This is a genomic window from Microbacterium sp. K35, assembly GCF_004794375.1.
GTDB lineage: Bacteria > Actinomycetota > Actinomycetes > Actinomycetales > Microbacteriaceae > Microbacterium > Microbacterium sufflavum.
Window position 1 is genome coordinate 1 of sequence record NZ_SSDM01000295.1, and the last position, 24,485, is coordinate 24,485.

At 72.4% G+C, this 24,485-nt stretch carries 29 protein-coding genes and 1 tRNA gene; 18 read left to right on the forward strand and 12 right to left on the reverse strand.

Translation table 11 applies throughout. The features are described from left to right. Window positions 1-154 precede the first annotated feature (154 nt). Complete coding sequence (locus DW299_RS11395; protein ID WP_205814380.1) at window positions 155-781, reverse strand: RNA polymerase sigma factor; 627 nt, start codon at window positions 779-781, stop codon at window positions 155-157. A gap of 164 nt (window positions 782-945) precedes the next feature. Between DW299_RS11395 and DW299_RS11400 the strand changes: the two genes are divergently transcribed. The 8 genes from DW299_RS11400 to DW299_RS11430 all read left to right on the forward strand — a co-directional run bounded on the left by DW299_RS11400 (window position 946) and on the right by DW299_RS11430 (window position 8,493). Then, window positions 946-2,421: an MFS transporter gene (locus DW299_RS11400; protein ID WP_136036655.1), complete on the forward strand. Its 1,476-nt coding sequence runs from the start codon at window positions 946-948 to the stop codon at window positions 2,419-2,421. 91 nt (window positions 2,422-2,512) lie between these two features. Continuing rightward, a complete protein-coding gene (locus DW299_RS11405; protein ID WP_136036656.1) occupies window positions 2,513-3,832 on the forward strand; it encodes a flavin monoamine oxidase family protein in 1,320 nt (439 codons plus the stop codon). Between the two features lie 128 nt (window positions 3,833-3,960). Beyond that, a complete protein-coding gene (locus tag DW299_RS19105; RefSeq protein WP_168442898.1) occupies window positions 3,961-4,125 on the forward strand; it encodes a hypothetical protein in 165 nt (54 codons plus the stop codon). Window positions 4,126-4,181: 56 nt separating this feature from the next. Then, entirely contained in the window at window positions 4,182-4,550 is a 369-nt protein-coding gene (locus DW299_RS11410) for a hypothetical protein (RefSeq protein ID WP_136034789.1), read from the forward strand. A 173-nt stretch (window positions 4,551-4,723) separates the two neighbouring features. Next, the gene (locus DW299_RS11415; RefSeq protein ID WP_372490598.1) at window positions 4,724-6,352 is read left to right on the forward strand and encodes an MFS transporter; all 1,629 of its coding nucleotides are present in this window, start codon (window positions 4,724-4,726) and stop codon (window positions 6,350-6,352) included. A gap of 1 nt (window position 6,353) precedes the next feature. Beyond that, window positions 6,354-6,809 carry a MarR family winged helix-turn-helix transcriptional regulator gene (locus tag DW299_RS11420; RefSeq protein WP_136034793.1) on the forward strand — a complete coding sequence of 152 codons (456 nt, stop codon included), beginning with the start codon at window positions 6,354-6,356 and terminating at the stop codon, window positions 6,807-6,809. 61 nt (window positions 6,810-6,870) lie between these two features. Continuing rightward, the gene (locus DW299_RS11425) at window positions 6,871-7,365 is read left to right on the forward strand and encodes a MarR family winged helix-turn-helix transcriptional regulator (protein ID WP_136036657.1); all 495 of its coding nucleotides are present in this window, start codon (window positions 6,871-6,873) and stop codon (window positions 7,363-7,365) included. A gap of 39 nt (window positions 7,366-7,404) precedes the next feature. After that, on the forward strand, window positions 7,405-8,493 hold the full coding sequence (locus tag DW299_RS11430; RefSeq protein WP_136036658.1) for an alkene reductase: 1,089 nt from the start codon (window positions 7,405-7,407) through the stop codon (window positions 8,491-8,493). 18 nt (window positions 8,494-8,511) lie between these two features. Here DW299_RS11430 and DW299_RS11435 read toward each other — a convergent pair whose 3' ends face one another. After that, entirely contained in the window at window positions 8,512-9,201 is a 690-nt protein-coding gene (locus DW299_RS11435; protein ID WP_136034800.1) for a DedA family protein, read from the reverse strand. 170 nt (window positions 9,202-9,371) lie between these two features. Here DW299_RS11435 and DW299_RS19110 point away from each other — a divergent pair, with 170 nt between their 5' ends. The 5 genes from DW299_RS19110 (at window position 9,372) to DW299_RS11455 (ending at window position 13,390) form a co-directional block, all read left to right on the forward strand. Beyond that, window positions 9,372-9,521, forward strand: coding sequence for a hypothetical protein (locus DW299_RS19110; RefSeq protein WP_168387185.1), 150 nt, complete (start codon window positions 9,372-9,374; stop codon window positions 9,519-9,521). Window positions 9,522-9,563: 42 nt separating this feature from the next. Then, window positions 9,564-10,919, forward strand: a complete 1,356-nt coding sequence (locus DW299_RS11440) for an aminotransferase class I/II-fold pyridoxal phosphate-dependent enzyme (RefSeq protein ID WP_136036659.1) — start codon at window positions 9,564-9,566, stop codon at window positions 10,917-10,919. Beyond that, window positions 10,916-12,148 carry an aminotransferase class I/II-fold pyridoxal phosphate-dependent enzyme gene (locus DW299_RS11445; protein WP_136036660.1) on the forward strand — a complete coding sequence of 411 codons (1,233 nt, stop codon included), beginning with the start codon at window positions 10,916-10,918 and terminating at the stop codon, window positions 12,146-12,148. The genes DW299_RS11440 and DW299_RS11445 overlap by 4 nt, the downstream gene beginning before the upstream one ends. A gap of 13 nt (window positions 12,149-12,161) precedes the next feature. Further along, window positions 12,162-12,235 (forward strand) — tRNA-Cys (locus tag DW299_RS11450). A 42-nt stretch (window positions 12,236-12,277) separates the two neighbouring features. Then, window positions 12,278-13,390 (forward strand): DegT/DnrJ/EryC1/StrS family aminotransferase, encoded by a 1,113-nt coding sequence (locus tag DW299_RS11455; protein WP_136036661.1) that lies wholly within the window; start codon window positions 12,278-12,280, stop codon window positions 13,388-13,390. A gap of 2 nt (window positions 13,391-13,392) precedes the next feature. On the opposite strand, the gene DW299_RS11460 is transcribed toward DW299_RS11455, so the two are convergent. Further along, a complete protein-coding gene (locus DW299_RS11460) occupies window positions 13,393-14,244 on the reverse strand; it encodes an AraC family transcriptional regulator (protein ID WP_136036662.1) in 852 nt (283 codons plus the stop codon). A 119-nt stretch (window positions 14,245-14,363) separates the two neighbouring features. Here DW299_RS11460 and DW299_RS11465 point away from each other — a divergent pair, with 119 nt between their 5' ends. After that, a complete protein-coding gene (locus DW299_RS11465) occupies window positions 14,364-14,909 on the forward strand; it encodes a carboxymuconolactone decarboxylase family protein (protein ID WP_136036663.1) in 546 nt (181 codons plus the stop codon). A 43-nt stretch (window positions 14,910-14,952) separates the two neighbouring features. On the opposite strand, the gene DW299_RS11470 is transcribed toward DW299_RS11465, so the two are convergent. Together DW299_RS11470 and gabT are read right to left on the reverse strand one after the other, a co-directional pair. Then, window positions 14,953-15,672 (reverse strand): glutamine amidotransferase, encoded by a 720-nt coding sequence (locus DW299_RS11470; protein ID WP_136036664.1) that lies wholly within the window; start codon window positions 15,670-15,672, stop codon window positions 14,953-14,955. Window positions 15,673-15,700: 28 nt separating this feature from the next. Next, entirely contained in the window at window positions 15,701-17,044 is a 1,344-nt protein-coding gene (gene gabT, locus DW299_RS11475) for a 4-aminobutyrate--2-oxoglutarate transaminase (RefSeq protein ID WP_136034813.1), read from the reverse strand. 76 nt (window positions 17,045-17,120) lie between these two features. On the opposite strand from gabT, the gene DW299_RS11480 reads away from it, so the two are divergent. Further along, the gene (locus DW299_RS11480; RefSeq protein ID WP_136036665.1) at window positions 17,121-17,900 is read left to right on the forward strand and encodes a YggS family pyridoxal phosphate-dependent enzyme; all 780 of its coding nucleotides are present in this window, start codon (window positions 17,121-17,123) and stop codon (window positions 17,898-17,900) included. On the opposite strand, the gene DW299_RS11485 is transcribed toward DW299_RS11480, so the two are convergent. From DW299_RS11485 to DW299_RS11505, 5 genes are all read right to left on the reverse strand, one after another. Beyond that, the gene (locus tag DW299_RS11485; protein WP_136034818.1) at window positions 17,882-18,115 is read right to left on the reverse strand and encodes a CDGSH iron-sulfur domain-containing protein; all 234 of its coding nucleotides are present in this window, start codon (window positions 18,113-18,115) and stop codon (window positions 17,882-17,884) included. The genes DW299_RS11480 and DW299_RS11485 overlap by 19 nt on opposite strands. Then, the gene (locus DW299_RS11490) at window positions 18,112-19,155 is read right to left on the reverse strand and encodes an iron-containing redox enzyme family protein (protein WP_136036666.1); all 1,044 of its coding nucleotides are present in this window, start codon (window positions 19,153-19,155) and stop codon (window positions 18,112-18,114) included. Before DW299_RS11490 ends, DW299_RS11485 begins: the two co-directional genes overlap by 4 nt. Window positions 19,156-19,285: 130 nt before the next feature. After that, entirely contained in the window at window positions 19,286-20,701 is a 1,416-nt protein-coding gene (locus tag DW299_RS11495; RefSeq protein ID WP_136036667.1) for an MFS transporter, read from the reverse strand. Between the two features lie 38 nt (window positions 20,702-20,739). After that, window positions 20,740-21,816 (reverse strand): carboxylate-amine ligase, encoded by a 1,077-nt coding sequence (locus tag DW299_RS11500; RefSeq protein ID WP_136036668.1) that lies wholly within the window; start codon window positions 21,814-21,816, stop codon window positions 20,740-20,742. Between the two features lie 6 nt (window positions 21,817-21,822). Beyond that, the gene (locus DW299_RS11505; protein ID WP_136034827.1) at window positions 21,823-22,089 is read right to left on the reverse strand and encodes a DUF7218 family protein; all 267 of its coding nucleotides are present in this window, start codon (window positions 22,087-22,089) and stop codon (window positions 21,823-21,825) included. A gap of 121 nt (window positions 22,090-22,210) precedes the next feature. Here DW299_RS11505 and DW299_RS19115 point away from each other — a divergent pair, with 121 nt between their 5' ends. Further along, the gene (locus DW299_RS19115) at window positions 22,211-22,375 is read left to right on the forward strand and encodes a hypothetical protein (RefSeq protein WP_017829325.1); all 165 of its coding nucleotides are present in this window, start codon (window positions 22,211-22,213) and stop codon (window positions 22,373-22,375) included. Window positions 22,376-22,445: 70 nt separating this feature from the next. Here the strand turns inward: DW299_RS19115 and DW299_RS11510 are convergent, their stop codons facing one another. Beyond that, on the reverse strand, window positions 22,446-22,652 hold the full coding sequence (locus tag DW299_RS11510) for a CsbD family protein (RefSeq protein WP_136034830.1): 207 nt from the start codon (window positions 22,650-22,652) through the stop codon (window positions 22,446-22,448). A 216-nt stretch (window positions 22,653-22,868) separates the two neighbouring features. Here DW299_RS11510 and DW299_RS11515 point away from each other — a divergent pair, with 216 nt between their 5' ends. Then, complete coding sequence (locus DW299_RS11515) at window positions 22,869-23,246, forward strand: four-helix bundle copper-binding protein (RefSeq protein ID WP_240745390.1); 378 nt, start codon at window positions 22,869-22,871, stop codon at window positions 23,244-23,246. 19 nt (window positions 23,247-23,265) lie between these two features. Here DW299_RS11515 and DW299_RS11520 read toward each other — a convergent pair whose 3' ends face one another. Next, on the reverse strand, window positions 23,266-23,613 hold the full coding sequence (locus DW299_RS11520; protein ID WP_136034834.1) for a hypothetical protein: 348 nt from the start codon (window positions 23,611-23,613) through the stop codon (window positions 23,266-23,268). A 293-nt stretch (window positions 23,614-23,906) separates the two neighbouring features. Between DW299_RS11520 and DW299_RS11525 the strand changes: the two genes are divergently transcribed. Further along, entirely contained in the window at window positions 23,907-24,398 is a 492-nt protein-coding gene (locus DW299_RS11525) for an FBP domain-containing protein (RefSeq protein ID WP_136036670.1), read from the forward strand. Window positions 24,399-24,485 lie beyond the last annotated feature (87 nt).

Sequence of the window (24,485 nt, forward strand, 5' to 3'; positions counted from 1 at the left end):
CGATCTGGCGGCGGCGACGGCGGCACCGCCGAGCGAGACCACCGCGATGCGGCGGAGGGGGCGCGAGCGCCGGGAGCGGGCGATCTCCTGGTGCAGCGCCCGGCGGGGCGCCTGGGGGGAGGTGGGATAGGTGGGCCGGATCTCCCTGACCTGGTCAAAGATGTCCATGAGCGGACTCCGTCTCTGCGTAGCGGATGTGTGTGGTGGCCGAGCGGGGGGCGTGCGCGAGGCGCGCGGGTGCCGGCGGTGGGGGCGCGGAGAGTTTCGCGCGGATGCGGCTCAGCCGGGAGCGCACCGTGCCGATGGGAATGCCGAGCGCCGCGGCGATCTCCGGGTAGGTCAGATCGCCCCAGGCGTGCAGGAACAGCACCTCGCGGTCCCTGGCCGACAGCGCGGCGATCCGGGGGAACAGATCCTCCAGCTGGGCCGAGGCGTCCAGCCGGGAGATCGAGCGGTCGAGGTCGTCGACCGTGTCCTCGTCGCCGGCGCCGAACGCGGCGTGCAGTGCGCGCCAGTGCGTGGCCTGCGCCCGCCGGTGCTGCGCGAGCACCTTGGTCGCGATCCCCATGAGCCAGGGGAGCGCGGAGGTCCTGGTCATGTCGTAGCGCTTGCGCCGACGGAACGCGGCGAGGAAGGTCTCGCTGACGATGTCGTCGCTGGCGTGGGGGCCGACCCGCCGCGCGACGTAGGCGGTGACGGCGGTGATATGTCGCTCGAAGATCTCGGCGAAGCGCTCCGCCGACGTGAGCGAGTCACGGATGATGTCGTTGTCGTTGGTCACAAGAGGTATCCGCATCCCGGCCGCATCCGGTTCCAAACCGGTCCGCGCGGCGAGGCGCTGCCGCTTGACCTCAACATTACTTGAGGTCATACCGTGACGGAAGGCCGCCGAGCACCGGCGCCACGGAGGTGATCGACCTCCGCCGACGCTGCAAAGGAATGCTCATGTCCTCACCACAGACGTCCACACCGGTCAGCGGGAGCTGGCGCGAGCTGCTGAGCAGTCGCTACGCCCCGATCGCCGCCGTGCTCGCCGGCGGCGTGCTGCTCGAGGCGAGCAACGTCTACCTCACCACGAGCCTCCTGCCCACGATCGTCGGCGACATCGGCGGGGCCGAGTTCTACGCCTGGACGATGATGACCTTCCTGCTCGCGTCGGTCGTGAGCGCGATGCTCGTGAGCCGCATCCTCACCCGTCAGGGGGCCGTGCGGGCCTACCTGCTGGCGCTCGGGCTGTTCGCCCTCGGCTCGCTCCTGTGCGCGGTGAGCCCTTGGATGTCGGCGCTGCTCGTCGGGCGCGCCGTGCAGGGGCTCGGCGGCGGCCTGCTCGCCGGTCTCGGCTATGCGCTCATCCAGCGTGCCCTGCCGGAGCGGCTCTGGGCCCGCGGCGCTGCTCTCGTGTCGGCCATGTGGGGCGTGGGCAACATCGTCGGCCCCGTCGTCGGCGGGATCTTCGCGCAGCTCGACGCGTGGCGCGCGCCGTTCGTCGGACTCGCCGTCCTGTCGGCGCTGATCGGACTGGTCGTGGTCCGCGCGCTGCCGCAGACCGCCCGTGCCCGCTCGAGCGAGTCGGTGCCGTGGGGGTCGCTGGTGCTGCTCGCCGGCGGGGTGGCGGCGGTCGGGGTCGCCGGCGTCGTGCCCGCGGGTGTCGGCACGGGCGTCGCGCTGGTCGTGGGCGTCGTGCTCGCCCTGTGGTTTGTGCGGCACGAGAAGCGCAGCCGCGTCGGGATCCTCCCCCGGGTCACGTTCGTGCGTGGCTCCTCCCTCGGGTGGGTGTACCTGACGGTCGCGGTGCTGGCCTTCGCGATCGGCACGGAGGCGTTCATCCCGCTCTTCGGGCAGGAGATCGGGGGACTGATGCCGTTCGTCGCCGGGCTGCTCGGTGCGGCGCTGTCGCTCGGGTGGTCCGTCACGCAGATGTTCACCGCGAACGTTACGGGGGTCCGGTCCCGGCGGGTGCTCATCACGGTCGGCCCGCTCACGGTCGCGCTCGGGCTCGCCGCGTACGGGCTGCTCCAGCACGAGGGGCCGTCGGCACTCGTCGTCGCGCTGTGGTTCGCCACGCTGTTCGTCGCCGGCGCGGGGATCGGCCTGGGCTTCCCGCACCTCACGGTCGCGGCGCTCGGCAGCACGCGCGATGAGGAGGAGGGGGCGAAGGCGGCGGCCGCCGTGAACACGGTGTTCCTCATCGCGAGCGCCTTCAGCGCGGCGATGGCTGGCGTGCTGGTGAACCTGGCGCTGCCGGACATGGTCGGCTCGGCGCGGCTGCTGATGCTGACCTTCGCGGTCGTGTCCGTGCTCGGCATGATGCTGGCGCGCGGAGCGAGCTGGGGCATCGGGCTTCGCGCGGACGCAGACGACGCGGACGACGCGACGCCCGCCACCACGGCGGTCCCGCGTCGGGCGCCGGACGCGGGGTGACCGGCGTCCGTCGAGGTGATGGGGCGGTGGCGGCGGGCGGCGATGGGTATCGTCGAGGCGAGGACGCCGATGTCCCGCCGCGGGAGGAATCATGGAACGGGTCGACACGGTCGTGGTCGGAGCCGGGGTCGCGGGACTGACCGCGGCACGGCTGCTGCAGGACGCCGGGCGCACGGTGGTCGTGTTGGAGGCGCGGGACCGCGTCGGCGGTCGCGTGCACACGGATCGGACGGACGGCGCCACCGACCTCGGCGCCTCGTGGATCCACGGCGTCGACGGGAGCCCGGTGGCGGCGGCGGCCGCGGCCTTCGGCATGCGCACGGTCGAGTTCACGGTGGGCGGCTACCAGGTCGACGGTCGTCCGATCGCGAACTACGGCGTGGACGGGCGGCGGCTGCCCGATGAGGCCGCCCGTGCCTTCGCGGCCGACGTGCACGCGGTCGATGCCGTCCTGCCCGAGGTCATCGCGGCGTCGGCGCCCGAGGCCTCGTACCGCGAGGCCACGGAGGAGGCCCTGGCGCGGCAGGGGTGGGATGCGGACCGCACCCAGCGCGTGCGCGAGTATCTGGAGCACCGCGCGGAGGAGCAGTACGGCGCGTGGATCGAGGACCTGGCGGCGCACGGGCTCGACGACGACCAGATCGACGGCGACGAGGTCGTGTTCCCCGACGGCTACGGCGCGCTGCCCGAACGGCTGGCGCAGGGTCTCGACGTGCGGCTCGGCCACGTGGTGACGGCCGTCGACTGGACCGACGGGGTGCTGGTGCACACGGGGCGCGGCGTGTTCGCGGGCGACACCGCCGTGGTGACGCTGCCGGTCGGGGTGCTCCACTCCGGGGCGGTCGACATCGTGCCCCCGCTGCCTTCGGCCAACGCCGACGCGCTCGGACGGCTGCGCATGAACGCGTTCGAGAAGGTGTTCCTGCGCTTTCCCGAGCGGTTCTGGGACGAGGGCGTCTACGCCATCCGGCAGCAGGGCCCGGAGGGCCGCTGGTGGCATTCCTGGTACGACCACACCGCGGCGCACGGGCGTCCGACGCTGCTGACCTTCGCGGCGGGGCCGGCGGCGACCGCGACGAGGGACTGGGCAGACGAGCAGGTCGTGGCCTCGGTCATGGCGCAGCTGCGGCGGCTGTACGGCGACCGGGCCGTGGAGCCGGTGGCCGTGCACCGCACCGCGTGGCAGGACGACCCGTTCGCGCACGGCTCGTACGCGTACATGACGCTCGGCTCCACGACCGCCGACCACGACGATCTCGCGACGCCGATCGGGGGAGTGCTGCACCTCGCCGGGGAGGCCACCTGGACAGATGACCCCGCGACCGTGCCGGCCGCGATGCTGTCCGGTCACCGCGCCGCCGAGCGCATCCTGGGCGCGGCCGTCCCGATCGAGCGGCTCTGGGCCGACTGACCCCTGGGTGCTCGACGGGCGGGCTCGTGCTCGCGGGAGTGTGGGGCCTGGCGTGACGGCGGTCAAGCCCCTGCGCTCGGCCGTGGTCGCGCGCGTAGCGTCGGGGCACCAGACAGAGGAGGCACGACATGAGTGATCCGCAGAACACGCAGGGCACGCCGGGGGCCGACGAAGAGGCCGACACCGCCTCGGGTGGCGCTCCCGACGAGGGCGGCGACACGACGGACGAGGTGCTGGAGCGCGAGACCACCGACGACCAGGGGCGCCCGCTCGACAACCCGTCGGGCGGCTGACCCCGCGGGGGCGGCGGGTCAGGATCGGTCCAGGTGGCCCGGGTTACCCTCGGGTCATGCGCCGATTCGCCGTCGTCCCCCTCCTCCTCGCCGCCGGGCTCCTCGCGGGCTGCTCGCAGGTCACCCAGGCGGCCGGCGACGCCCTCGGGGTCGATGTTCAGGGCGCGTGCGCCACGATCGACGACGCCTACGCGCAGTACCAGGGTCTGCTCGACCAGGGTGGGGCGACCGCAGAGCAGGCGGATGCCGCGCGCGATCGGCTGGTGGCGACGCTCGACGATCTGGCGGCCGGGATCGACGGCCACCTGGGGGACGTGATCGCCTCGGGTGCCGATCAGATCGATGGACTGGGAGACCTCCAGTCTCCGGAGACGATCCAGGCCGTGGAGCAGTTGCACGAGTCGCTGGGGGCGTTCTGCGGCTGACGCGGACGGGGCACCCGGGATAGTTGCGTTTTCGCAACCATCGGCGTATGGTTGATCTCGATCAACTTTCTACGCAGGAGCGTTCCCCCTTGTCACACACCTCTTCTTCTCCGGCCGACGCCACGCGCTCGGCCCGCGAGGTCTTCACCGCGATCTCCGGCCTCATCGTCGGCATGTTCGTCGCCGTGCTCTCGGGCACCGTGGTGTCGACCTCGATGCCGGTCATCATCGCCGACCTCGGCGGCACGCAGTCCCAGTACACGTGGGTCATCACCGCGAGCCTGCTGGCCACCGCCGTCTCCACCCCGATCTGGGGCAAGCTCGCCGACCTCGTCGACCGCAAGGTGCTCATCCAGATCTCGCTGATCCTCTTCACGGTCGGCACCGTGATCGCCGGGTTCTCCACCGACACGAACATGCTCATCGCCGTGCGGGTGATCCAGGGCATCGGCGTCGGCGGGCTCATGTCGCTGGTCATGATCGCGGTCGCCCTCATCATCTCGCCGCGCGAGCGCGGCAAGTACATGGGCGTCGTCGGCGGGATCATGGCCCTCGGCACCATCGGCGGCCCGCTGCTCGGCGGCGTCATCACCGACGCGTGGGGCTGGCGCGCCAACTTCTTCGTCGGCGTCCCGTTCGCGATCGTCGCGCTCGTGCTGCTGCAGTTCACGCTGCACCTGCCCAAGCCGCAGCGCGACACGAAGGTGTCGATCGACTACTTCGGCATCGTGCTCCTGGCCGTGGGCGTGTCCAGCCTCCTCATCTGGGTGTCGATGGGTGGCAACCAGTTCGACTGGGACTCCTCGACGAGCATCGTGCTCGCCGTGATCGCCGGCGTCGCCATCGCCGGGTTCGTGGCGGTCGAGTTCTTCGTGAAGGAGCCGATCGTGCCGATGTCGCTGTTCCGCAACCGCACGTTCACGCTGTCGGTCATCGCCTCCATCGCGATCGGCGTCTCGATGTTCGCCACCTCGGTGTTCCTCGCGCAGTACTTCCAGCTCGCCCGTGGCGCCACGCCCACCGAGTCCGGCCTCATGACCATCCCGATGATCATCGGGCAGATGGGTGCGTCGATCATCATCGGCCAGCTGGTCAGCCGCTTCGGCAAGTGGAAGGGCTGGATGCTCACGGGCTCTGTGCTCGCCACGGTCGGCGTGAGCCTCATGTCCACGCTGCGCTATGACACCCCGTTCATCCTGGTCGCCGTCTACATGTTCGTGCTCGGGGCCGGCCTCGGCATGGTCATGCAGAACCTCACCCTCATCGTGCAGAACGACACCGATCCGCGTCAGCTCGGCGCCGCGTCGTCGAACGTCAACTTCTTCCGCACGATCGCCGGCACCATCGGCGTGACCGTGATGGGATCGCTGCTCTCCTCGAGCGTCGCGACGTACGTCAAGGACGGGCTCGAGGGCTTCACCCCGTCGAGTCAGGCGGAGGTCGACGCGCTGAAGCACCTCGCCTCGGGCGACGTGCCGAAGGTGGGCCAGCTGCCCGACGCCATCCGCTCCATCGTCGAGAGCGCCTACGGCCACGGCATCGCCGACGCGTTCATTATCGCCATCCCGCTCGCCGTGATCTCGATCATCGCGATCGCGTTCATCAAGAACAAGCCGCTGTCCACCAAGAACGCCGCGGAGCAGCTGCGCGAGCAGGCCGAGGAGTCGGTCATCGAGGTGTCGGAGGCCGAGGTGGGAGCCTCGCTCTCCACGGGCACGATCCGTACCACGCGGGCCGAGCCGGCGACCACCACGGGAACGGTGGGCGTGCTCGAGCGCGAGGATCGGACGCGGGAGCGCTGAGATGATCGCCCCCGACGCGGTCGGCACTGCCGACGTCGACACGGCGCTCAGCGACCTGCAGGCGCACCTCAACCTGATCTTCGCGCGGACCCGGTCGCTGTGGAAGGAATCCGCAGCCCGGGTCCACCCGGAGCTCCCGGTGGCGGGGTACAAGCTGCTCACGTTCATCGACAGGGCCGGGTCGGCCAATGCGCACGAGCTCGCCGAGCGCTTCGACATGGACAAGTCGGTCGTCAGCCGCCAGGTGCGGATGCTGGAGGAGCTGGGGCTGTTGGACTCCCACCCCGACGAGCGTGACGGCCGGCTGCGGGTGCTCACTGCGACCCCGGGGGCGTGCACCGCGCTCGCCGAGGTCCGTCGCGAGTACGGCACCCGGCTGCGGGCCGTGATCGACCAGCTCACGCCGCGCGAGATCGAGGCCGCGTCCAAGGCCTTCCGGCTGTTGTCGGAGGTGTGACGACGCCCGCCCGAAGCCCCGCCACCCCGGAGGTGGCGGGGCTTCGCCGTACACTGGCGGCATGAGTGCCCCGTCCGACCCCGCCCCCGGCGAGGGCGCCGTCGACACCTCCGCGTCGTCGGAGATCGACGTCGATCACGCCGCCGTGGTGCGCGTCGAGCACGAGCTCGGGCGACTGATCGCCCGCATCCGCGTCGCCTGGCGCGAGGCCGCGGTGACGGTGCACCCCGAGCTGCAGCCGCTCGGCTATCAGGTGCTCACCTCGATCCTGTCGGGCAAGGCGGCGACGGCCGGTGCCCTCATCGAGCGGCTCCAGACCGACAAGTCCGCCGTCAGCCGGCAGGTGCGGCAGCTCGAACAGCTCGGACTCGTGGAGAGCATTCCCGACCCGGAGGACCGCCGTGCGCGTCGGCTCGTGGCGACGCCCCTCGCGCAGGAGCGGGTGGCACTCGCGCGTTCCCGCTACGAGGGGCGGATCGGCGAACGATTGCGGAAGTGGTCGACCGCCGACCTCGACCACTTCGCGACCCTGCTGGCCGACCTCGGCGGCGGCTGAACGGGAATACCGCGGGCGCTGCGGGGATTGGTCCCCACTGTGACTCTTTACGACCCCGCCGTCCTCGGCGCCCTGCCGCTGTCCAACCGCGTCGTCATGGCGCCCCTCACGCGCACCCGTGCCGCCGGCGACGGCGTGCCGACGCCGGTCATGGAGGAGTACTACCGCCAGCGGGCCGGGCAGGGCCTCATCGTCTCCGAGGGCACCTGGCCCGCCCGTGAGGGCATGTCCTACCCGGGTCAGCCGGGCATCGTCACCCCCGCCCAGATCGAGGGGTGGCGTCGCATCACCGACGCCGTCCACGCGGCCGGCGGCACGATCGTGATGCAGCTCATGCACGGCGGACGCGTCGGGCACCCCGCCATCTCGGGTGAGCCGCGCGTCGTGGGGCCGAGCGCCCTCGCCGCCCCCGGCCAGACCCGGACGCCGGAGGGGAAGCGCGACCTTCCCGTCGCGCACGCGCTCACGCTCGACGAGATCCCCGTGGTCGTGGAGCAGTTCGCGCAGGCCGCGCGCAACGCGATCGCCGCGGGCTTCGACGGGGTCGAGGTGCACGGCGCGAACGGCTACCTGGTGCACGAGTTCCTGTCGCCGGTGTCGAACGTGCGCGACGACCGCTACGGCGGGTCGCCCGAGAACCGCGCGCGCTTCGCGATCGAGGTCACGGCGGCCGTCGCGGCCGCAGTCGGCGCGGACCGCACGGGTATCCGTCTGTCGCCGCAGCACGGCATCCAGGGTGTTCTGGAAGACGACGCGGATGACGTGCGGGCCACCTACACCGCGGTCGCCGAGGGGCTCGCGCCGCTCGGCCTCGCGTTCCTCGACGTGCTCCACGCCGAGCCGTCGGGCGACCTCGTGCAGCACCTCCGCCGGGTGGCGGGCGCGCCGCTGATCGTCAACACGGGCTTCGGCGTGCCCACCACGCGGGAGTCCGCGGAGGAGCTGGTGGCGGAGGGGTGGGCCGACGCGGTCGCGGCGGGCCGCCCGGTGATCGCGAACCCCGACCTGGTGGAGCGCTGGCGCACCCGCGCGGAGCTGAACGAGCCGCGTCCTGAGCTCTTCTACGGCTCCACGGCCGAGGGGTACGTGGACTACCCGTCGCTCGAGGGCGTGCGCTCCGGGAACTGATGGCGGGAGGGGTCGGCGTCAGGCCGGCCCCTCCTCCTGCTCGCGCCGCGCGGCCGCCTCGCGCATCCGCCGCCGGATGCGCAGCGCGATGAAGACCACGAGCAGCAGAACGATGGCGCCGACCGCGATGTCGGAGAGCAGGCCGCTCCACTGCTCCAGGATCGGGCGGATCGCGGGGCCGAACGCGAAGCCCAGGCCGATCCAGATGCCGTTCCACACCGCCGACCCGACCATGGTGTAGAGCGTGAAGCGCCACAGGGCCATGCGCTCGATGCCGGCCGGGATGGAGATGAAGGAGCGCACCAGCGGCACGCACCGGCCGAGCAGCACCGCGCGGCCACCCCACCGCTGGAAGAACGCCTCCGCCTTGTCGAAGTCGTCGTGGTCGAGCAGGGGGATGCGACCGACGAGACGTCGTGTGCGGTCCCGGCCGATCGCGGCACCGATCGCGTACCAGATCCAGGCCCCGACGAGACCGCCGATCGTGGCGGCCGCCCAGGCGCCCCACGCGCTCATGCGTCCGTCGTACGCGAGGAAGCCGGCGGCGGGGAGGATCGCCTCCGAGGGGATCGGCGGCACGAAGGTCTCGATGAGCACGGCCAGCCCGACGCCGATCTCGCCGAGCGACTCGATCAGGCTGAGGACCCAGCCGATGAAGCCCTCGTATCCGGACTGGGGGGCGGCGAGGGCGAGGGTGCCGTGGGTCATCGTGTCCTCTGTCGGGGGATCGCGGTGATCGTGCGGGGGTCCCCTGCACGGTATCGCCCCTCCCTGGACTCCACCTGCGCGGGTGCCGCACGCTCGCGCCTCCTGTCAAGGTGCTGGTGCGCGCAGGTCCGGTCGGCCGATGCTGGGACATCCGACCCCGAGGAGGAGACATGTCCGATCAGCGACGCGACGAGACGACCGGGTTCCACGGTGAACCGCCGACGGCGAACAACGGCGAGGGCGACGCCCCGGAGGTCGACGTCACCGACCTCGGTGAGGAGGAGCGGGAGGACGGCGTGGAGGTGGACGACCGCCCTTAGCCCGACTTTGACATAGGTCAATATCTGGCCTACGGTCGAGGCATGGCCTCGGAAGACTCGCGCGATCCCCTCCACGACCGGATCGCCGGGTCGACCGCCGCTGAGATCTCCGACAGCATCCGCGACCTCGTCGAGCGCGGCGCCCTCGCCGCCGGCGACCAGCTGCCGCCCGTGCGCACCCTCGCCGAGCGCCTCGGCGTCAACCGCAACACGGTGCTGGCGGCCTACCGGGCCCTCGTCGTCGCGCGCATCGCGGCCACCGGTGGGCGCACCGGCACCACCGTGCTCGGCCCGGGGACCGGTCCCGACGAGGGTTTCACGCCGGGCACCGTGCTGCGCGACATCGGCAGCGGCAACCCGCAGGCGGCGCTGCTGCCCGACCTCGCCGCGGCGTTCGCGACCGTGCGCCCGGAACACGTGCTGTACGGCGAGTCCGTCATCGACCCCGAGCTCGCCGAATGGGCGACCACGTGGATCGCCGAAGACCACCCGCGCCCGTTCCGGCTCTCGGTCACGGCGGGGGCGGTCGACGCGGTCGAGCGGCTCCTCGCCCAGACGCTCGTGCAGGGTGACCGCGTCGGGCTGGAGGACCCGTGCTTCCTCTCCAGCATCCAGACCGCGCGGCTCGCGGGGTACGCCCCCGTCGCCATCCCGGTCGATGCCGAGGGGATGACGGTCGACGGCGTGCGCGCGGCCCTCGACAGCGGGGTGCGCGCGATCGTCTGCACGCCCCGCGCCCACAACCCGACGGGCGCGAGCATCACCCCCGCGCGCGCGGCCGAACTGCGCGCCGTGCTCGCCCCCTACCCGCACGTGCTGCTGATCGAGGACGACCACTTCTCGCTGCTCGCCCCCGCGCCCTACGCCAGCATCATCGCGCCCACCCATGAGCGCTGGGCCCTGGTCCGTTCGGTGTCGAAGTTCCTCGGACCCGACCTGCGTCTCGCTGTCACGGCGTCCGACCCGGTCACGGCCGGACGCCTGGCCCTGCGACTGAGCCCCGGCACGATGTGGGTCAGTCACGTGATGCAGCGTCTCGCCGCCGGCATGCTGCGCGATGCCGATGTGCGGGAGCAGATCGCCAGGGCCGGCGCGCACTACGCCGCCCGCCACGCCGACTTCGTCGCACTGCTGCGCGAGCGCGGGATCGCGGCCGACGACGGGGCCGGGCTCAACGTGTGGCTCGACGCGCACGACGATGCCGCGCGCGCGGCCGAACGTCTCGCCGCGCGCGGCTGGCTCGTACGCTCGGGAGCAGACTTCGCGCTCGAGCACGGGGGGCCGGGCGCCCGCCACCTCCGCCTCACGGTGCACGACCTCGACGACGACGACCTGCAGCGCCTGGCCGACGATGTCGCGGCGGTCGTCACGGTCGCGGGGCGGGAGTCCGCGGGATGACCGGGGTGCTGCGCGTCGGGCGCTCGTCGCGGCTCGACGGCGTGCAGTACGACCTGCGCGGCACGGTGGCCGCGCGGGCCGCGGAGCTCGAGGCCCGCGGGGAGGAGATCCTGCGGCTCAACATCGGCAACCCCGCGCCCTTCGGGTTCGAGGTGCCGACGGTGATCGTGGAGGCGCTGCGGGCCGCCCTGCCGCACGCGCACGGATACTCCGAGTCGCTCGGCCTGGTCGAGACCAGGGAGGCGATCGCGGCGCACTACGCCCGGCGCACGGGCTTCCCGCGGGTGGACCTCGACGACGTCACGGTGGGCAACGGCGTCTCCGAGCTGGTCGGCCTCGTGCTGCAGGCGCTGCTCGAACCCGGTGACGAGGTGCTCGTGCCGAGTCCGGACTACCCGCTGTGGACGGCGTCCACGGTGCTCGCCGGGGGCACCGCGGTGCACTACCCCTGCGTCGAGGAGGAGGGCTGGCTGCCCGACCTCGACGCGATGGCCGCGCTGATCGGCCCGCGCACGGTGGCCATCGTGGTCATCACCCCGAACAACCCCACGGGGGCGGTGTACGACCGGCGCACGCTGGAGGGCATCGCCGAGCTGGCGCGACGGCACGGGCTCCTGCTGCTGTCCGACGAGATCTACGACCGGGTCGTCTATCCCGGGCACGCGCACCTGTCGATGGCGGCGGTCGCGTCGGATCAGCCGTGCGTGACGTTCGCGGGACTGTCCAAGACCCATCGCGTCGCCGGGTACCGCGCCGCGTGGGCGGTGACCTGCGGCTTCGCGCCCGACGACCCGTTCCTGTCCGGACTGCGGCTGCTGGCCTCGCTGCGCATGTGCGCCTCCGTGCCGGCGCAGCACGCGATCACCGCGGCGCTGGAGCACGACACCTCGCTCGACGCCCTGGTCGCCGCCGACGGCAGGCTCACGGTGCAGCGCGACGCCGCCACCGCCGCGTTGCGGGCGATCCCCGGTGTCGAGGTGACGGAGGCGGGCGGCGGGCTCTACCTCTTCCCGCGGCTGGACCCCGCGCGCTACCCGGTGCTCGACGACGAGCGTCTGGTGCTCGACCTGCTCGACGCGGAAGGGATCCTCCTGGCGCACGGCCGCGGGTTCCACTGGCCGCGGCCCGACCGCCTGCGGATCGCGTTCCTGCCGGAGGCGCCGGTGCTGGTGGATGCACTGCGGCGCTTCGGCGGGTTCCTCCAGGGCTACTCTCCGCCGGGGAGCTGACGCCGTAGAACCCGGTGGAGTGACCGAGTGGCCAGGTCGCGGTCCGCAAGACCGTGTACGCAGGTTCGATTCCTGCCTCCACCTCCAGACCGGCTCGCCCGAGCCGACCAGACGACGAAGGACACCGCCATGCACGACCAGCTCATCCCCGCCGCGAAACCCCTGATCGGCGATGAGGAGGTGGCTGCGGTCGAGCGGGTGCTGCGCAGCGGCATGCTCGCGCAGGGCGCCGAGGTCGCGGCGTTCGAGGAGGAGTTCGCCGCCCAGTTCCTCCGCGGGCGCACGACCGTGGCCGTGAACTCCGGGACGAGCGGGCAGCTGCTGGGACTGATCGCGGCGGGCGTCGGGCCGGGGGATGAGGTGATCGTGCCGTCGTTCACGTTCGCCGCCGTCGCGAACTCGGTCGTGCTCGCCGGCGCCACCCCGGTGTTCGCCGACATCGAGCCCGTGCACTTCACCCTCGACCCGGAGCACGTGCGCGCACTCGTCACTCCGCGCACGAAGGGCGTCATGCCGGTGCATCTGTACGGCCACCCGTTCCTGGTCGACGGGATCGAAGAGGTCGCCGCGGCGCACGGCCTCGCGATCTTCGAAGACGCCGCGCAGGCGCACGGCGCGTCGTGGCGGGGTCGCCCTGCCGGCACGATCGGGTCGTTCGCGATGTTCAGCCTGTACCCCACGAAGAACATGACGGCGATCGAGGGCGGCATGGTCGCCTGTGCGGACGAGGGCATCGCCCGCCGTGTGCGGCTTCTGCGCAATCAGGGCATGGAGACGCAGTACGCCAACGAGATCGTCGGCTACAACAACCGCATGAGCGAGGTGCACGCGGCGGTGGGCCGGGTGCAGCTGCGCAAGGTCGCGGCCTGGACGGCGCAGCGGCAGCGCAACGCTGCCGTGCTCGACGCCGCGCTCGACGGCATCGACGGGCTCACCGTGCCCCGGGTCGCGGAGGGGGCGGAGCACGTGTACCACCAGTACACGGTGCGCATCGCGGACGGGGAGCGCGACCGCGTGCGGGAGGCGCTGCGCGAGGAGCACGGCGTGGGCACGGGCGTGTACTACCCGATCCCGAACCACCGACTGCCGTCTCTCACGCGCTACGCGCAGGGCGTGGAGCTGCCGGAGACCGAGCGGGCCGCGGCCGAGGTGCTGTCGATCCCCGTGCACCCCTCGCTCACGGAGGGCGAGCTCGACCGCGTCGTCTCCGGGCTCACCGCCACGATGTCGGCGGGCGGCTGAGGCTACGCGGCGAGACCGAGCCACGCACGCGGCGAGTGGCCGAGACGCTGCGTGAACACCCGGGAGAACGCGGAGGCGCTCGCGTAGCCGAGCTCCGCGGCGACCGCGCTGACCGTCATGCCCGCGCGGAGCTGTTCCTGCGCGATCGTGAGCCGCCACTCGGTGAGGTAGTCGCCCGGCGCCCGGCCGACGACCTCTTTGAAGCGGGCCGCGAAGGCGCTGCGCGACAGGGCGGCGCGGCGGGCGAGGGCCTCCAGCGTCCAGGCCTCTCCGGGGGCCTCGTGCATCGCGACCAGGGCGGGGGCGAGCCGCTCGTCGGCGAGGCCCGGCAGCAGCCCGGGCGGCAGGGCGAGGCCGTCGGGGTGGTCGAGCATCCACCGCAGCAGTTGGATCAGCACGACCTCGAAGAGGCGGTCGGCGAGCAGCGGGCGACCGCAGCGGACGTTGTTGACCTCGGCGAACAGCAGGTCGAGCGCGGGGGAGAGGGTGGCGACCTCGTCGAGGGGCAGCACCATCACGGGCGGCAGCGTGCGGACGAGGGGGTGGGTGGCACCGCCGTCGACGTCGATCGTGGCGCACGCGAAGTCGGATTCCGCGGTCGGGGCGTTGAGGAACGTGTGGTCGAGCGGGCGGGGGAAGAACAGCAGGCTCGGGCGGGTGATGCGCTCGCGCGCACGGCCGCCGTCGACGCGCGGATACGTCAGCTCCAGTTCGCCGCGGCGCAGCACGTGCAGGAACCCCTGTCCTCGGCTCGCCGCGAACTCCGTGGTGCCGCACAGGGGCCCGGTGTGGAAGAGCCGCGTGCGCACGCGGAACCGATCGAGCAGGGGTGTGAGGCGGTCGAGGGGTGGCATCTCTCCATTCTCTGGACGATCTGCGGTGAATGCAAGATCGGATGATGCGTATCGTCCGGAGGATTCGAGAAGACTGAGGGCGGGTCGACACCCGGCCCGATCGAACAAAGGAGCATCCCGTGCCCAACGTCCCTCTCATCGACCGTGACGCCGCCACCGGACCCGTCAAGGACCAGCTCGACCAGATCGGTGCCGCGTTCGGCGCCGTCCCCGCCATGTTCCGGGCCGTGGCGAACTCCCCGGCCGCGCTGACCAGCATGTGGAGCGCGTTCGGCGCCTACGGGGGCGGTTCGCTCGGAGCCGCGCTCAGCGAGCAGATCGCGGTGGCCGTCGCCAACCGCAACTCCTGCGGCTACTGCCTCGCGGCGCACACCGCGCTGGGCAAGAAGGCCGGGCTCTCCGCCGACGCGCTCGCCGCGGCGCAGGAGGGCACCTCGGAGGACCCGCGCACCGCGGCCCTGCTGACCTTCGCGCTCGCGGTGGTCGAGCAGCGCGGGCAGGTGAGCTCCGCCGACGTCGACGCCGTGCGCGCCCAGGGCTGGAGCGACGAGGAGATCGTCGAGACGATCGGCCAGGTGGCGCTCAACCTGTTCACGAACTACGTGAACCTCGCGCTCGACGTGCCGATCGACTTCCCGACGGTGCCGCTGCGTCGCGCCGCGTGACGACACGGGAAGGGGCCGGATCCGCGGGGGATCCGGCCCCTTCTCAGTGCGCGGGCTCGACCTCGTCGAGCCAGGTTCCGATCGCCGTACGCGCGCGGTGCTCGAGTCGGGGGCCGTGCGCGGCCGCCTGTCTCCGGATCGAGCGGGGGTCGATGCCGCGGTGGTGCAGCTCGTGCGCATGGCCGATCAGCCAGCGCTCGATCGTGCGGTGGTCGGCCTCGACGTGGAACTGCAGCCCGAGTGCACGACCCCGCGAGAACGCCTGGTGCGGGAAGCCGGGCGTGCGGGCGAGGTGGCGCGCGCCCGGGGGGATCTCGAAGGCGTCGCCGTGCCAGTGCAGCACGGGCTCGCCGTCCAGCGCCGACAGCGGTGAGGTGCGCCCGTCCGGCGTGAGGTCCACCGGCGCGTACCCGATCTCGACGCCGCCCGTCGGGGCGACCCGAGCCCCCAGCGCCTCGGCGAGCACTTGGGCGCCGAGGCAGATCCCGAGCGTGGGACGGTCCGCCGCGAGTCGTGCCGACAGGGCGTCCTTCGTGGGGGCGAGGAACGGGTAGCGGTCGTCGTCGTACACGCCGATGGGGCCGCCGAGCACCACCAGCAGATCAGCCGACGCGACCTCGGCCCGGTCGAGCTCGTCGACGCCCGCGTCGTGATACCGGACGCGGTAGCCGCGCTCCTCCAGCAGCGGCGCGAGGATGCCGAGGTCTTCGAACGCGACATGGCGCAGAGCGAGGGCGGTGCGCGTGGGGGTCGATGCGCTCATGGGTCTCCTGGTCGGGTGGGAGTCGCGGTCAGCCGAGTGCGGCGAGGGCGTCGTCGATCACGCTCACCGCCGTGTCGAGCTGCGCGTCGGTCGTGGTGAGCGTGGGGAGGAAACGGATGACGTTGCCGTCGCTGCCCGCGGTGAGGAGCAGGATGCCTCGCTGCGCGGCGAACTCCGCGATGGCCGTCGCGGCACCCGCGAGGGGCCGCGTGGTGCCGGGCTCGCTCAGCTCGAACGCCTGCATCGCGCCGATCCCGCGGACGTCGCCGATGATCCGGTGGCGCGACGCCAGCTCGGTCAGCCGTGCCCGCAGGTGCGCGCCGATGCGGGCCGCGTCGTCGAAGAACTCGCCCTCCGCGAGCTCGTCGAACACCGCGACGGCCGCGGCGATCGACACGGGGTTGCCGCCGAACGTGCCGCCGAGCCCGCCGGGGTCCGGTGCGTCCATGATCTCGGCACGGCCGGTCACTCCCGCGAGCGGCAGTCCGGCCGCGATGCCCTTCGCGGTGAGCACGAGGTCGGGCACGAGGCCGAAGTGCTCGCTCGCGAACCAGGTGCCCGTGCGGCCCAGGCCGGTCTGGATCTCGTCGGCGATGAAGACCACGCCGTGGCGCGTGCACCACTCCTGCAGCGCGGGCAGGTAGCCGTCGGCGGGCACGACGAAGCCGCCCTCGCCCTGGATGGGTTCGGCGATGACGGCGGCGAGGTCGCCCGCGCCGATCCGCTGCTCGAGGTAGCCGATCGTGCGGGCCGCCGCCTCGGCGCCGCTCAGGCCGTCGCGGTACGGGTAGGAGTTGGGGACGCGGTGCACGTCGGGCGCGAACGGGCCGAAGCCCGCCCCGTACGGCACGGCCCGGTGGTTCATCGCGAGTGCCAGGTTCGTGCGGCCGTGGAACGCGTGATCGAGGGCGGCGACGGCGCGGCGGCCGGTGTGCCTGCGGGCGATCTTCACGGCGTTCTCGACGGCCTCGGCGCCGGAGTTCGCGAGCATCGTGCGCTTCTCGTGGTCGCCGGGGGTGTGCGCGGCGAGCAGCTCCGCGAGGTGCACGTAGCCCTCGTAGGGGGTGACCGTGAAGAGGGTGTGGGTGACGCGGTCGAGCTGATCCGCCGCCGCGGTGACCGCCGCGCGGTTGGTGTGCCCGATCGTGGTTACGCCGATGCCGCTGCCCAGGTCGAGGAAGCGGTTGCCGTCGACGTCGGTGACCCAGGGGCCGTCGGCGTGCTCGATGTAGACCGGCAGCACGCTGCCGACGCCGCGGGGCACGACGCGCAGGCGCCTTTCGTGCAGCGCGCGACTGCGGGGGCCGGGCACCTCGGTGCGCAGGCGCGGGGTGATCAGGGCGGTGTCGGAGAACAGGCCGGGCACGGTCATGGGCGGACTCCTTCGGAGGGAGGGCGACGGCCGGCGGGCGCGCGGCGTGACTCGAAGCTATGTTAGATTTTGGCCTATGTCAAAGTCAGCCGACGAGGAGAACACCTCCGCCCGCTACCCCACGGCCACCACCGTCGCCGACTTCCGAGCCAACGTCGCCGCCGTCCGCGCGCGCATCGACGCCGCCGCCGACCGCGCCGGGCGCGATGCCGCGAGCGTGCGGCTGCTGCCGGTCAGCAAGACCGTGCCGACCGAGCGGGTGCGCATCGCGATCGACTCCGGGCTGCGGCTCCTCGGCGAGAACAAGGTGCAGGAGGCCGTGCGCAAGCACCGTGAGACGGAAGACCTCGACGTCTCGTGGGCGATCATCGGACACCTGCAGACCAACAAGGCGCGCGATGTCGCCGCGTTCGCGCACGAGTTCCAGGCACTCGACCGGCTCCGGGTCGCCGAGGCGCTGGACCGAAGGCTGCAGGCGGCCGGTCGCGGTCTCGACGTGTTCGTGCAGGTGAACACCTCCGCGGAGGACTCGAAGTTCGGCATGCCGCCCGCGGAGCTGTCCGGGTTCCTGAAGGCACTGCCGGTGTACTCGTCGCTGCGGGTGCGCGGGCTCATGACGCTCGCGATCCTCACCCCGGACGAGACCAGGGTGCGCGCGTGCTTCCGCGTGCTGCGCGAGCTCCGCGACCGCGCCAGGGCGGACGATCCCGACCTGATCGGCGACGGGGAGCTGTCGATGGGGATGTCGGGCGACTACGAGATCGCGGTCGAGGAGGGGGCGACGTGCGTGCGGGTCGGGCAGGCGATCTTCGGCGCGCGCGCCCTGCCCGACAGCTACTACTGGCCGGAGGGCTGACGCGGCCCCTCGTCGTCGGTCCGGAAGCCGGCCGCCTTGTGAGTGCCGTCGCAGAACGGCTTCACGGCGGACAGGCCGCAGCGGCACAGCGCGACCGTGCGGCGGCCGGGGTCGATCAGCGCGCCGTCCGCGGACCGCAGCTCGATGTCGCCGCGGACGAGCAGGGGCCCGTCCGGGTAGGGGGTGACGGTGACCGGCTCGTCGCGACCGCTCATGACGACTCCCGCCCGCGAAGCGCCGAGGCGCCGGCCGCCCAGGCGTCGAGCATGTGCTGTCCCGCCCAGCCGTCCACGGTGAGGCACGCGGCGGCCCCGAACACGATGTCGCCGAGTACCTCGGGGCGATCCTCCGCCAGGCTGCCGGCGAGGTCGCGCGCCGCGATCTGCTCGTGCACCGCGTCGGCCTCCACGTGCTCGTCGAAGTAGGCGGCCACCTCGTCGGTGAAGCCGAGGCGCCGCAGCCCGTCCGCGTAGAAGCGGCACGGGATCGACGACGTCATCTCGTACGCGGCGAGGTGCCCGACGATGGCGCCGACCAGCCGGCGGTTGAGCCCGAACAGGGTCATCAGATTGTGCGAGGCGAGCGTGATCGCGGGGGCGTCGTCGACGTAGGCGCCGTACGTGTCGTCGAGGTCGGCGGCCCGCATGGCCCTGGCGTACAGCTCCGCGTGCACGCGCTGCGGCCGGCCGCCGCCGTACTCGTCCGACTGGATCTCGACGAGGGCCGCCTTCGCCCGGCCGGTCAGACGCGGGATCGCCCACGAGTGCGGGTCGGCTTCGCGCAGCGTGTAGATCGAGCGGAGGATCAGCGACTCCTCCGCCTGCTCCCGCGTGGCCTTCTTGGCGATGTAGCGCGCCACGCTCGGTCCGGTGTCGGCGGCGGCGAGCGCGAACAGGGCCCGGCCCACCGCGTCGACCGTCGGCTCGGGCAGCTCCGGCACCGGCACGGTCTCGCGCAGGGCCGCCTCGAACGCGTCTTCCAGGAGGCGGCGGGCGGTGATGACGCCCGCGTCCCACTCCCGCGATGCGTCGAGCGCGGGAAGCGATCCGTACGACGACGCGTACAGCACGAACAGGGCGAGCTGGATGTCGTCGTCGCGGACGACGTCGGTGGTCTCGGCCACGGCGGTCGCCGCGAGCTCCGGCAGGTCGACGCTGTCGTCGCCGTGGACGAGGCAAGACAGCACGGCGGCCGACAGCGGGCCGCGCGGGGAGAATCCGACGGCGGTGTCGGTGTCGAGGGTGGAGACGGTCATGTGGAGGGGCTCCCATCGGATCGATCACCGGCATCATCGCGCGGGCGCGCGAACGGGGCCAGGGACTTGACGCCGAGCCGTCGGGGAGGCATGCAGCGACCGCGCTCCTGCGCGCGGACGTCTCGTGCTCTCAGCCGCGACCGGGGACGGGCGGGGTCGGAGCCGGGGCGCCCTCCGCGGAGGCCGTCGGGTCTTCGGACGGGTTGCGGCGGATGCCGATCCACGACACCACGCCGCCCAGCACCAGGAGCGCGGCCGTGACCCAGGCGGCGCTGTGGAAACCGTCGAGGTCGAGGGCGCCGCCGACGATCGTCGACAGCATCGCCACCACCAGGAGCCCGGCCACGCGCGAGACCGCGTTGTTCACGGCCGAGGCGATGCCCGAGTGGTTCTCGTCGATCGCGCCGAGGATCGCGGCCGTCAGCGGAGCGACCGTGAGCGAGAGGCCCAGCCCCATCACGACCATGGCGGGAAGCACCTGCCACCAGTAGTCGAACTCGGCGGACACGGTCAGCAGCATCAGCGCACCGGCCGCCATGATCAGCGGACCGATCGTCATGAAGAGGCGCGGACCCCAGCGCCCCGCCCACCCTCCCGCGCGCGAGCTCACCAGGATCATGAGGATCGTCATCGGCAGGCTCGCGAGACCCGCGGCGGTGGCACTGAGCCCGGCGCCCTGCTGCAGGTACACCCCGACCACGAAGCCGTTGAGCGAGAGCGCGGCGTACACGAACAGCGTCGCGAGGTTGCCCCAGCCGAAGTCGCGCACGCGGAACAGCCACAGCGGCATGAGCGGGGCGGCCGAGCGGCGCTGGCGCAGCAGGAACGCCGCGAACAGGGCGGCGCCCGCGACTGCGGGGACCCAGATCGCGGGCGAGCCCCATCCGAGGTTCGGCTGCTCGATCAGGGCGAACACGACCGCGCCGAGTCCCACGGCGCACAGCGCACCGCTCCACCAGTCCACCCCGACGCCGCGGGGCCGCTCGGGCAGCTGGAGTCGAGCCAGCAGCAGCAGCGTCACGCCGATGGGCAGCACGTTGATGAGGAACACGAACCGCCACGACAGGAAGTCGACGAACAGCCCGCCCAGCAGCGGCCCGACGAGCTGCGCCGCGGTCGTGAAGGCCGTCCAGACGCCGATGGCCCTCGCCTGCACGTCGCCGCGCATCGTGGCCGTGATCAGCGCCAGGGAGCTCGGCACGAGCAGGGCACCCGCCGCGCCCTGGGCCGCGCGGGCGACGATCAGCATGAGCGGGTCGACCGCCGCGGCGACCGCGATCGAGGCGATGCCGAACGCGATCAGGCCGATGCGCATGACCACCACCCGGCCATACGCGTCGGACAGCGACCCCGCCAGCAGGATCAGCGCGCTCAAAGTGATGAGGTAGGCGTCGACCACCCACTGCTGCGTGGTGATGCCGCCGCCGAGCTCACGGCTGATGGCGGGCAGCGCGACGTTCACCACCGTGCCGTCGAGGAAGGTCACGAAGGACGCGAGCACCGCGATCGCGATGACGAGCCGCTGGAGGGGGGCGAAGGAGGCCACGAGCCGACCCTACTCCCGGCCGCGGACGCCGGGGCGGGTCAGGCCGACGCGGTCGCCGTCCCCGCGCGGAGCAGTTCCGTGAGCCCCTCGCGACCGCCGTCGCGGTAGGCGGTCCGCTGCCGCTCGGCGCCGGTTCCCTCCGCGCGCAGGCGTCCCAGGGCCTCGTCGACCGCGGCCTCGTCACCGAGCTGCTGCAGCACCGGGCGGATCTCGGCGAGCAGGCCCTCCGCGACGGCCCACGCGTCGGCGACCTCGCCGGACAGCGGGTCGACGATGCGCGCGCCCATCCCGGCCCGCGCCGCCGTCCACACCGACGCGTCCAGGGCGTCCATGCGTTCCTCGGCCAGCCACTGCTCGGTGCTCAGCGCGATCGCCCGGCACAGCAGCGCCGACAGCACGGCATCGTCGGCGGTGAGCTGCGCGTCGGCGATCCGTGCCTCGACGGTGGGGTATCGCTCGGACAGCCGCACCGCCCACGACAACGAGCTGGCCTCGCCGATCGTGCCCAGGGCGAGCAGTTGCCCGACCCGGGCGCGGTAGTCGTCGAGGTCGTGGAACCGCGGCGGGCACCACGATGAGGGCAGTCGCCGGATGAGCATGCTCCGCCAGCTCGCGAAGCCCGCGTCGAGGCCGTGGGCGAACGGGCTGTTGGCGCTCAGCGCGAGCAGCAGCGGGAGCCAGCCGCGCAGGCGGTTGAGCGCGCGCACCCGTTCCTCCTCGTCGAGCACCTCGACGTGCACGTGCAGGCCGTTCACCTCGTGCTCGCGCGTCAGGTGCGCGAGCCGCCGGGCCACGTCGTCGTAGTGCGGTGACGGGGAGAGCCGGGGCGAGCGCGCGGTGGTGAACGGGCTCCCGGTCGGGGCGGCCACCGCGTGGAGGGCGCGTGCGTGCTCGCCCAGCAGGCCGCGCAGGCCGCGCAACTGGCGTCGCGCCGCCTCCGGGGTCGACACCGGCTCGGTGAGGCACTCGAGCTGCGACGCCAGGTACTCCGTGGTCACCCGCCCGGTCAGCGGGCGGTCGCCGATGCGCTCCAGGATGTCGCCGGACAGGCCGACGGGCAGCAGCGAGTTCTCATCGAGCAGGAGGAACTCCTCCTCGATCCCGAAGCGCGCCATCCCGCCTCAGTGGTTGCGCAGAGCGGAGATGAGCTCCGCCTTGCGCTTCCCGCTGTAGCCGGTCAGTCCGATCTCCTTGGCCCGCTTGCGCAGTTCGGCGACCGTCCAGTCCTCGTAGTCGCCGTGCTTCCCGCCCCGGCGGCCGACCGTGCTGCGACCGTCCCTGGCGGCGGCGTTGGAGATGCGTGCGGCCTTCTCCTTCGAAGCCCCGTCGTCGCGGAGCTCTTCGTACAGCTCCGGGTCCTTCAGGGAGTTGTTGCGTGCTCCTGGCATTGCTCTGCTCCTTCGCGCACTCGGAGGGTGGAAGTCAACCCCCTCGAACGAGGGTGTCCGTGCGGTCTAGCGTGAGGGCACCGCAGTCGGGCGCCCGCGCCCCCAGAGAAGGGAAAGACCGATGAACATCCTCCTGATCATCGTCATCGTCATCGCCGTGATCCTCGCGATCACCGGAGGACTGGTGCAGTCGCTCCAGTTCCTGCTGTGGGTCGGTCTGGTGCTCCTGGCTATCGCCGTGATCGCCTGGCTGATCCGAGCGATCAGCGGCAGCCGCAAGGTCTGACCCGTATGCGGAGGGGGAGGCTCGCCGGTCCGGCGGGCCTCCCCCTCTTCATGGGATCAGCGGGGCGGGATCAGCGGTCGAACGCGTCCCGGACGCTGTCGCCGGCCTTGCCTGCGGCGTCCTTCACGTTCTCGCCGGCCTGCTTGGCGTCGGCCTTCACCTGATCCGCCTGGCCCTCGGCCTCGAGCTTCTCGTTGTCGGTGAGCTTGCCCACGCCCTCCTTGACCTTCCCGCCCAGCTTCTCGGCGGAGTTCTTCATGTCGTCTGCGCCACTCATGTGGGGCTCCTCTCCTCGGCGGATCGATTGCTCTCCGAGCCTCGCATCGGCCGCGACGAGGGTCCACGGGATTGACAATCGCTCCCTGCCGTGTCAGCGTTCCGCCCCCATCGACGCGAGCCCCCGCAGCGGCTAGCCTGGCGCCAGGCGGGTGGTCCTGCCCGCTGTCCTCGACGAAGGGAGCGGAGCCCTATGGACGCGACGATGATGGGCGCGATGTCGAAGAGCATGGAGTCGATGCCCGACATGGCGATGATGGACATGGCCGTGCTGCAGGCCTGCATGGACGCGTGCGCCGCGTGCGAGCAGGCGTGCACCGTGTGCTCGACGCAGCTGATGGACTGCGCGCCCGCGTGCATGAACTGCGCCGACATGTGCCACACGATGATGCGGTCGATGCTGCGGATGCAGGGCATGACCCCCGCGACGATGATGGCGATGCTCGACGCGTGCATCGCCATGTGCCAGATGTGCATGGACGAGTGCATGCAGCACGCCGATCACAGCGACGTCTGCCGCCTCTGCGCGCAGGCGTGCCAGGCGTGCATGAACGCGTGCATGGCCGTGCGCGACATGATGATGGCGAGCGCCTGACGCGGCAGGACGGTCGCCGTCAGACGGTGGCGACGTTGAAGCGCGCGTCTCCCACGGCCAGCACGCCGTAGGGGAGGTGGAGGGCGACGGGGGTGCCGACGGCCGCTTCGAGCGCGGCGCCGGAGCCGTTCCACAGGGCGTGCGCGGTGCCGTCGAGGGTGCGCACGACCAGGTCGCCGGTCACCGGATCGGCGGACTCGACCAGCGCGTCTGCCCAGTCGGCGGGCGTGGCGGCGGCCAGGCGGGCCTGGATCAGGTGCAGCGCGTGTCCCGGTGCGATCGAGGAGCAGCGGCCACCCGCGCGGCACATGCACGTCGCACGCTCGCTCACCTCGAGGGGTGACAGGCGGTGGGGCGACGTGGACACGGTGGTCTCCTTCGGTTCGGCGTTCCGGCCACAGTAGGCGGCGCGGGCGGCGGGACGCGAGGGCGGGCGACATCGGGCGAAACAATCGGGTGTAGGCTCGCCGGGTGCTGTCGTCGATGAGCGCCCTCGGGGCGCGGAGCGGAGCCGCAGGCGCGTTCAGCGCCGCGGGCAGAGGCTGAGGACCGGCCGGAGGCGGAACCCCCGTCCCCGGTGCTGCACCGTACCCGGCTCCTGTCCGGGGTCCTCCACCTGAACCGACTCGCCGCACGGCGACCGTCCGAAAGCACACACCCATGCGTCCCCTCGACGAGCGCGACATCCGCGCCTCCTTCCTCAACGCCTCCCGCAAGGAGGTCTCCGACCTCACCCTGCCCGCCGGTTTCGCCGACATCGACTTCGATCGGCTCGATTTCCTCGGCTGGACCGACCCCAAGCAGCCCCGTCGCGCCTACGTCGTGACCTGGGTCGACGATGCCCCGGTGGGCGTGCTGCTGCAGCGCGCCGAACAGCGGGTGCTCGCCCGCGCCCAGTGCTCGTGGTGCGAAGACGTGACCCTCCGCAACGACGTGCAGCTGTTCGTCGCCCGCAAGGCCGGTCCGGCCGGACGCAAGGGCGACTCGGTCGGCGTGCTGGCCTGCGCCGGGTTCGAGTGCAACCGCTCGGTGCGGATGCTGCCGCCCCTCGCGTACCAGGGCTACGACCGGGAGCTCGCGCGCGACCTGCGGATCATCCGGCTGCAGGAGCACGTCACCGGGTTCCTGGCCGAGGTGGCCGGGACCGCCTGAGGCCGTGGGCGGCGGGCCGGTGCGTCCTCAGCGCCGGTCCGCCACCGCCGGGTCCGGGGTGTCCGCCCGAGCCACCCCGGACCCGGC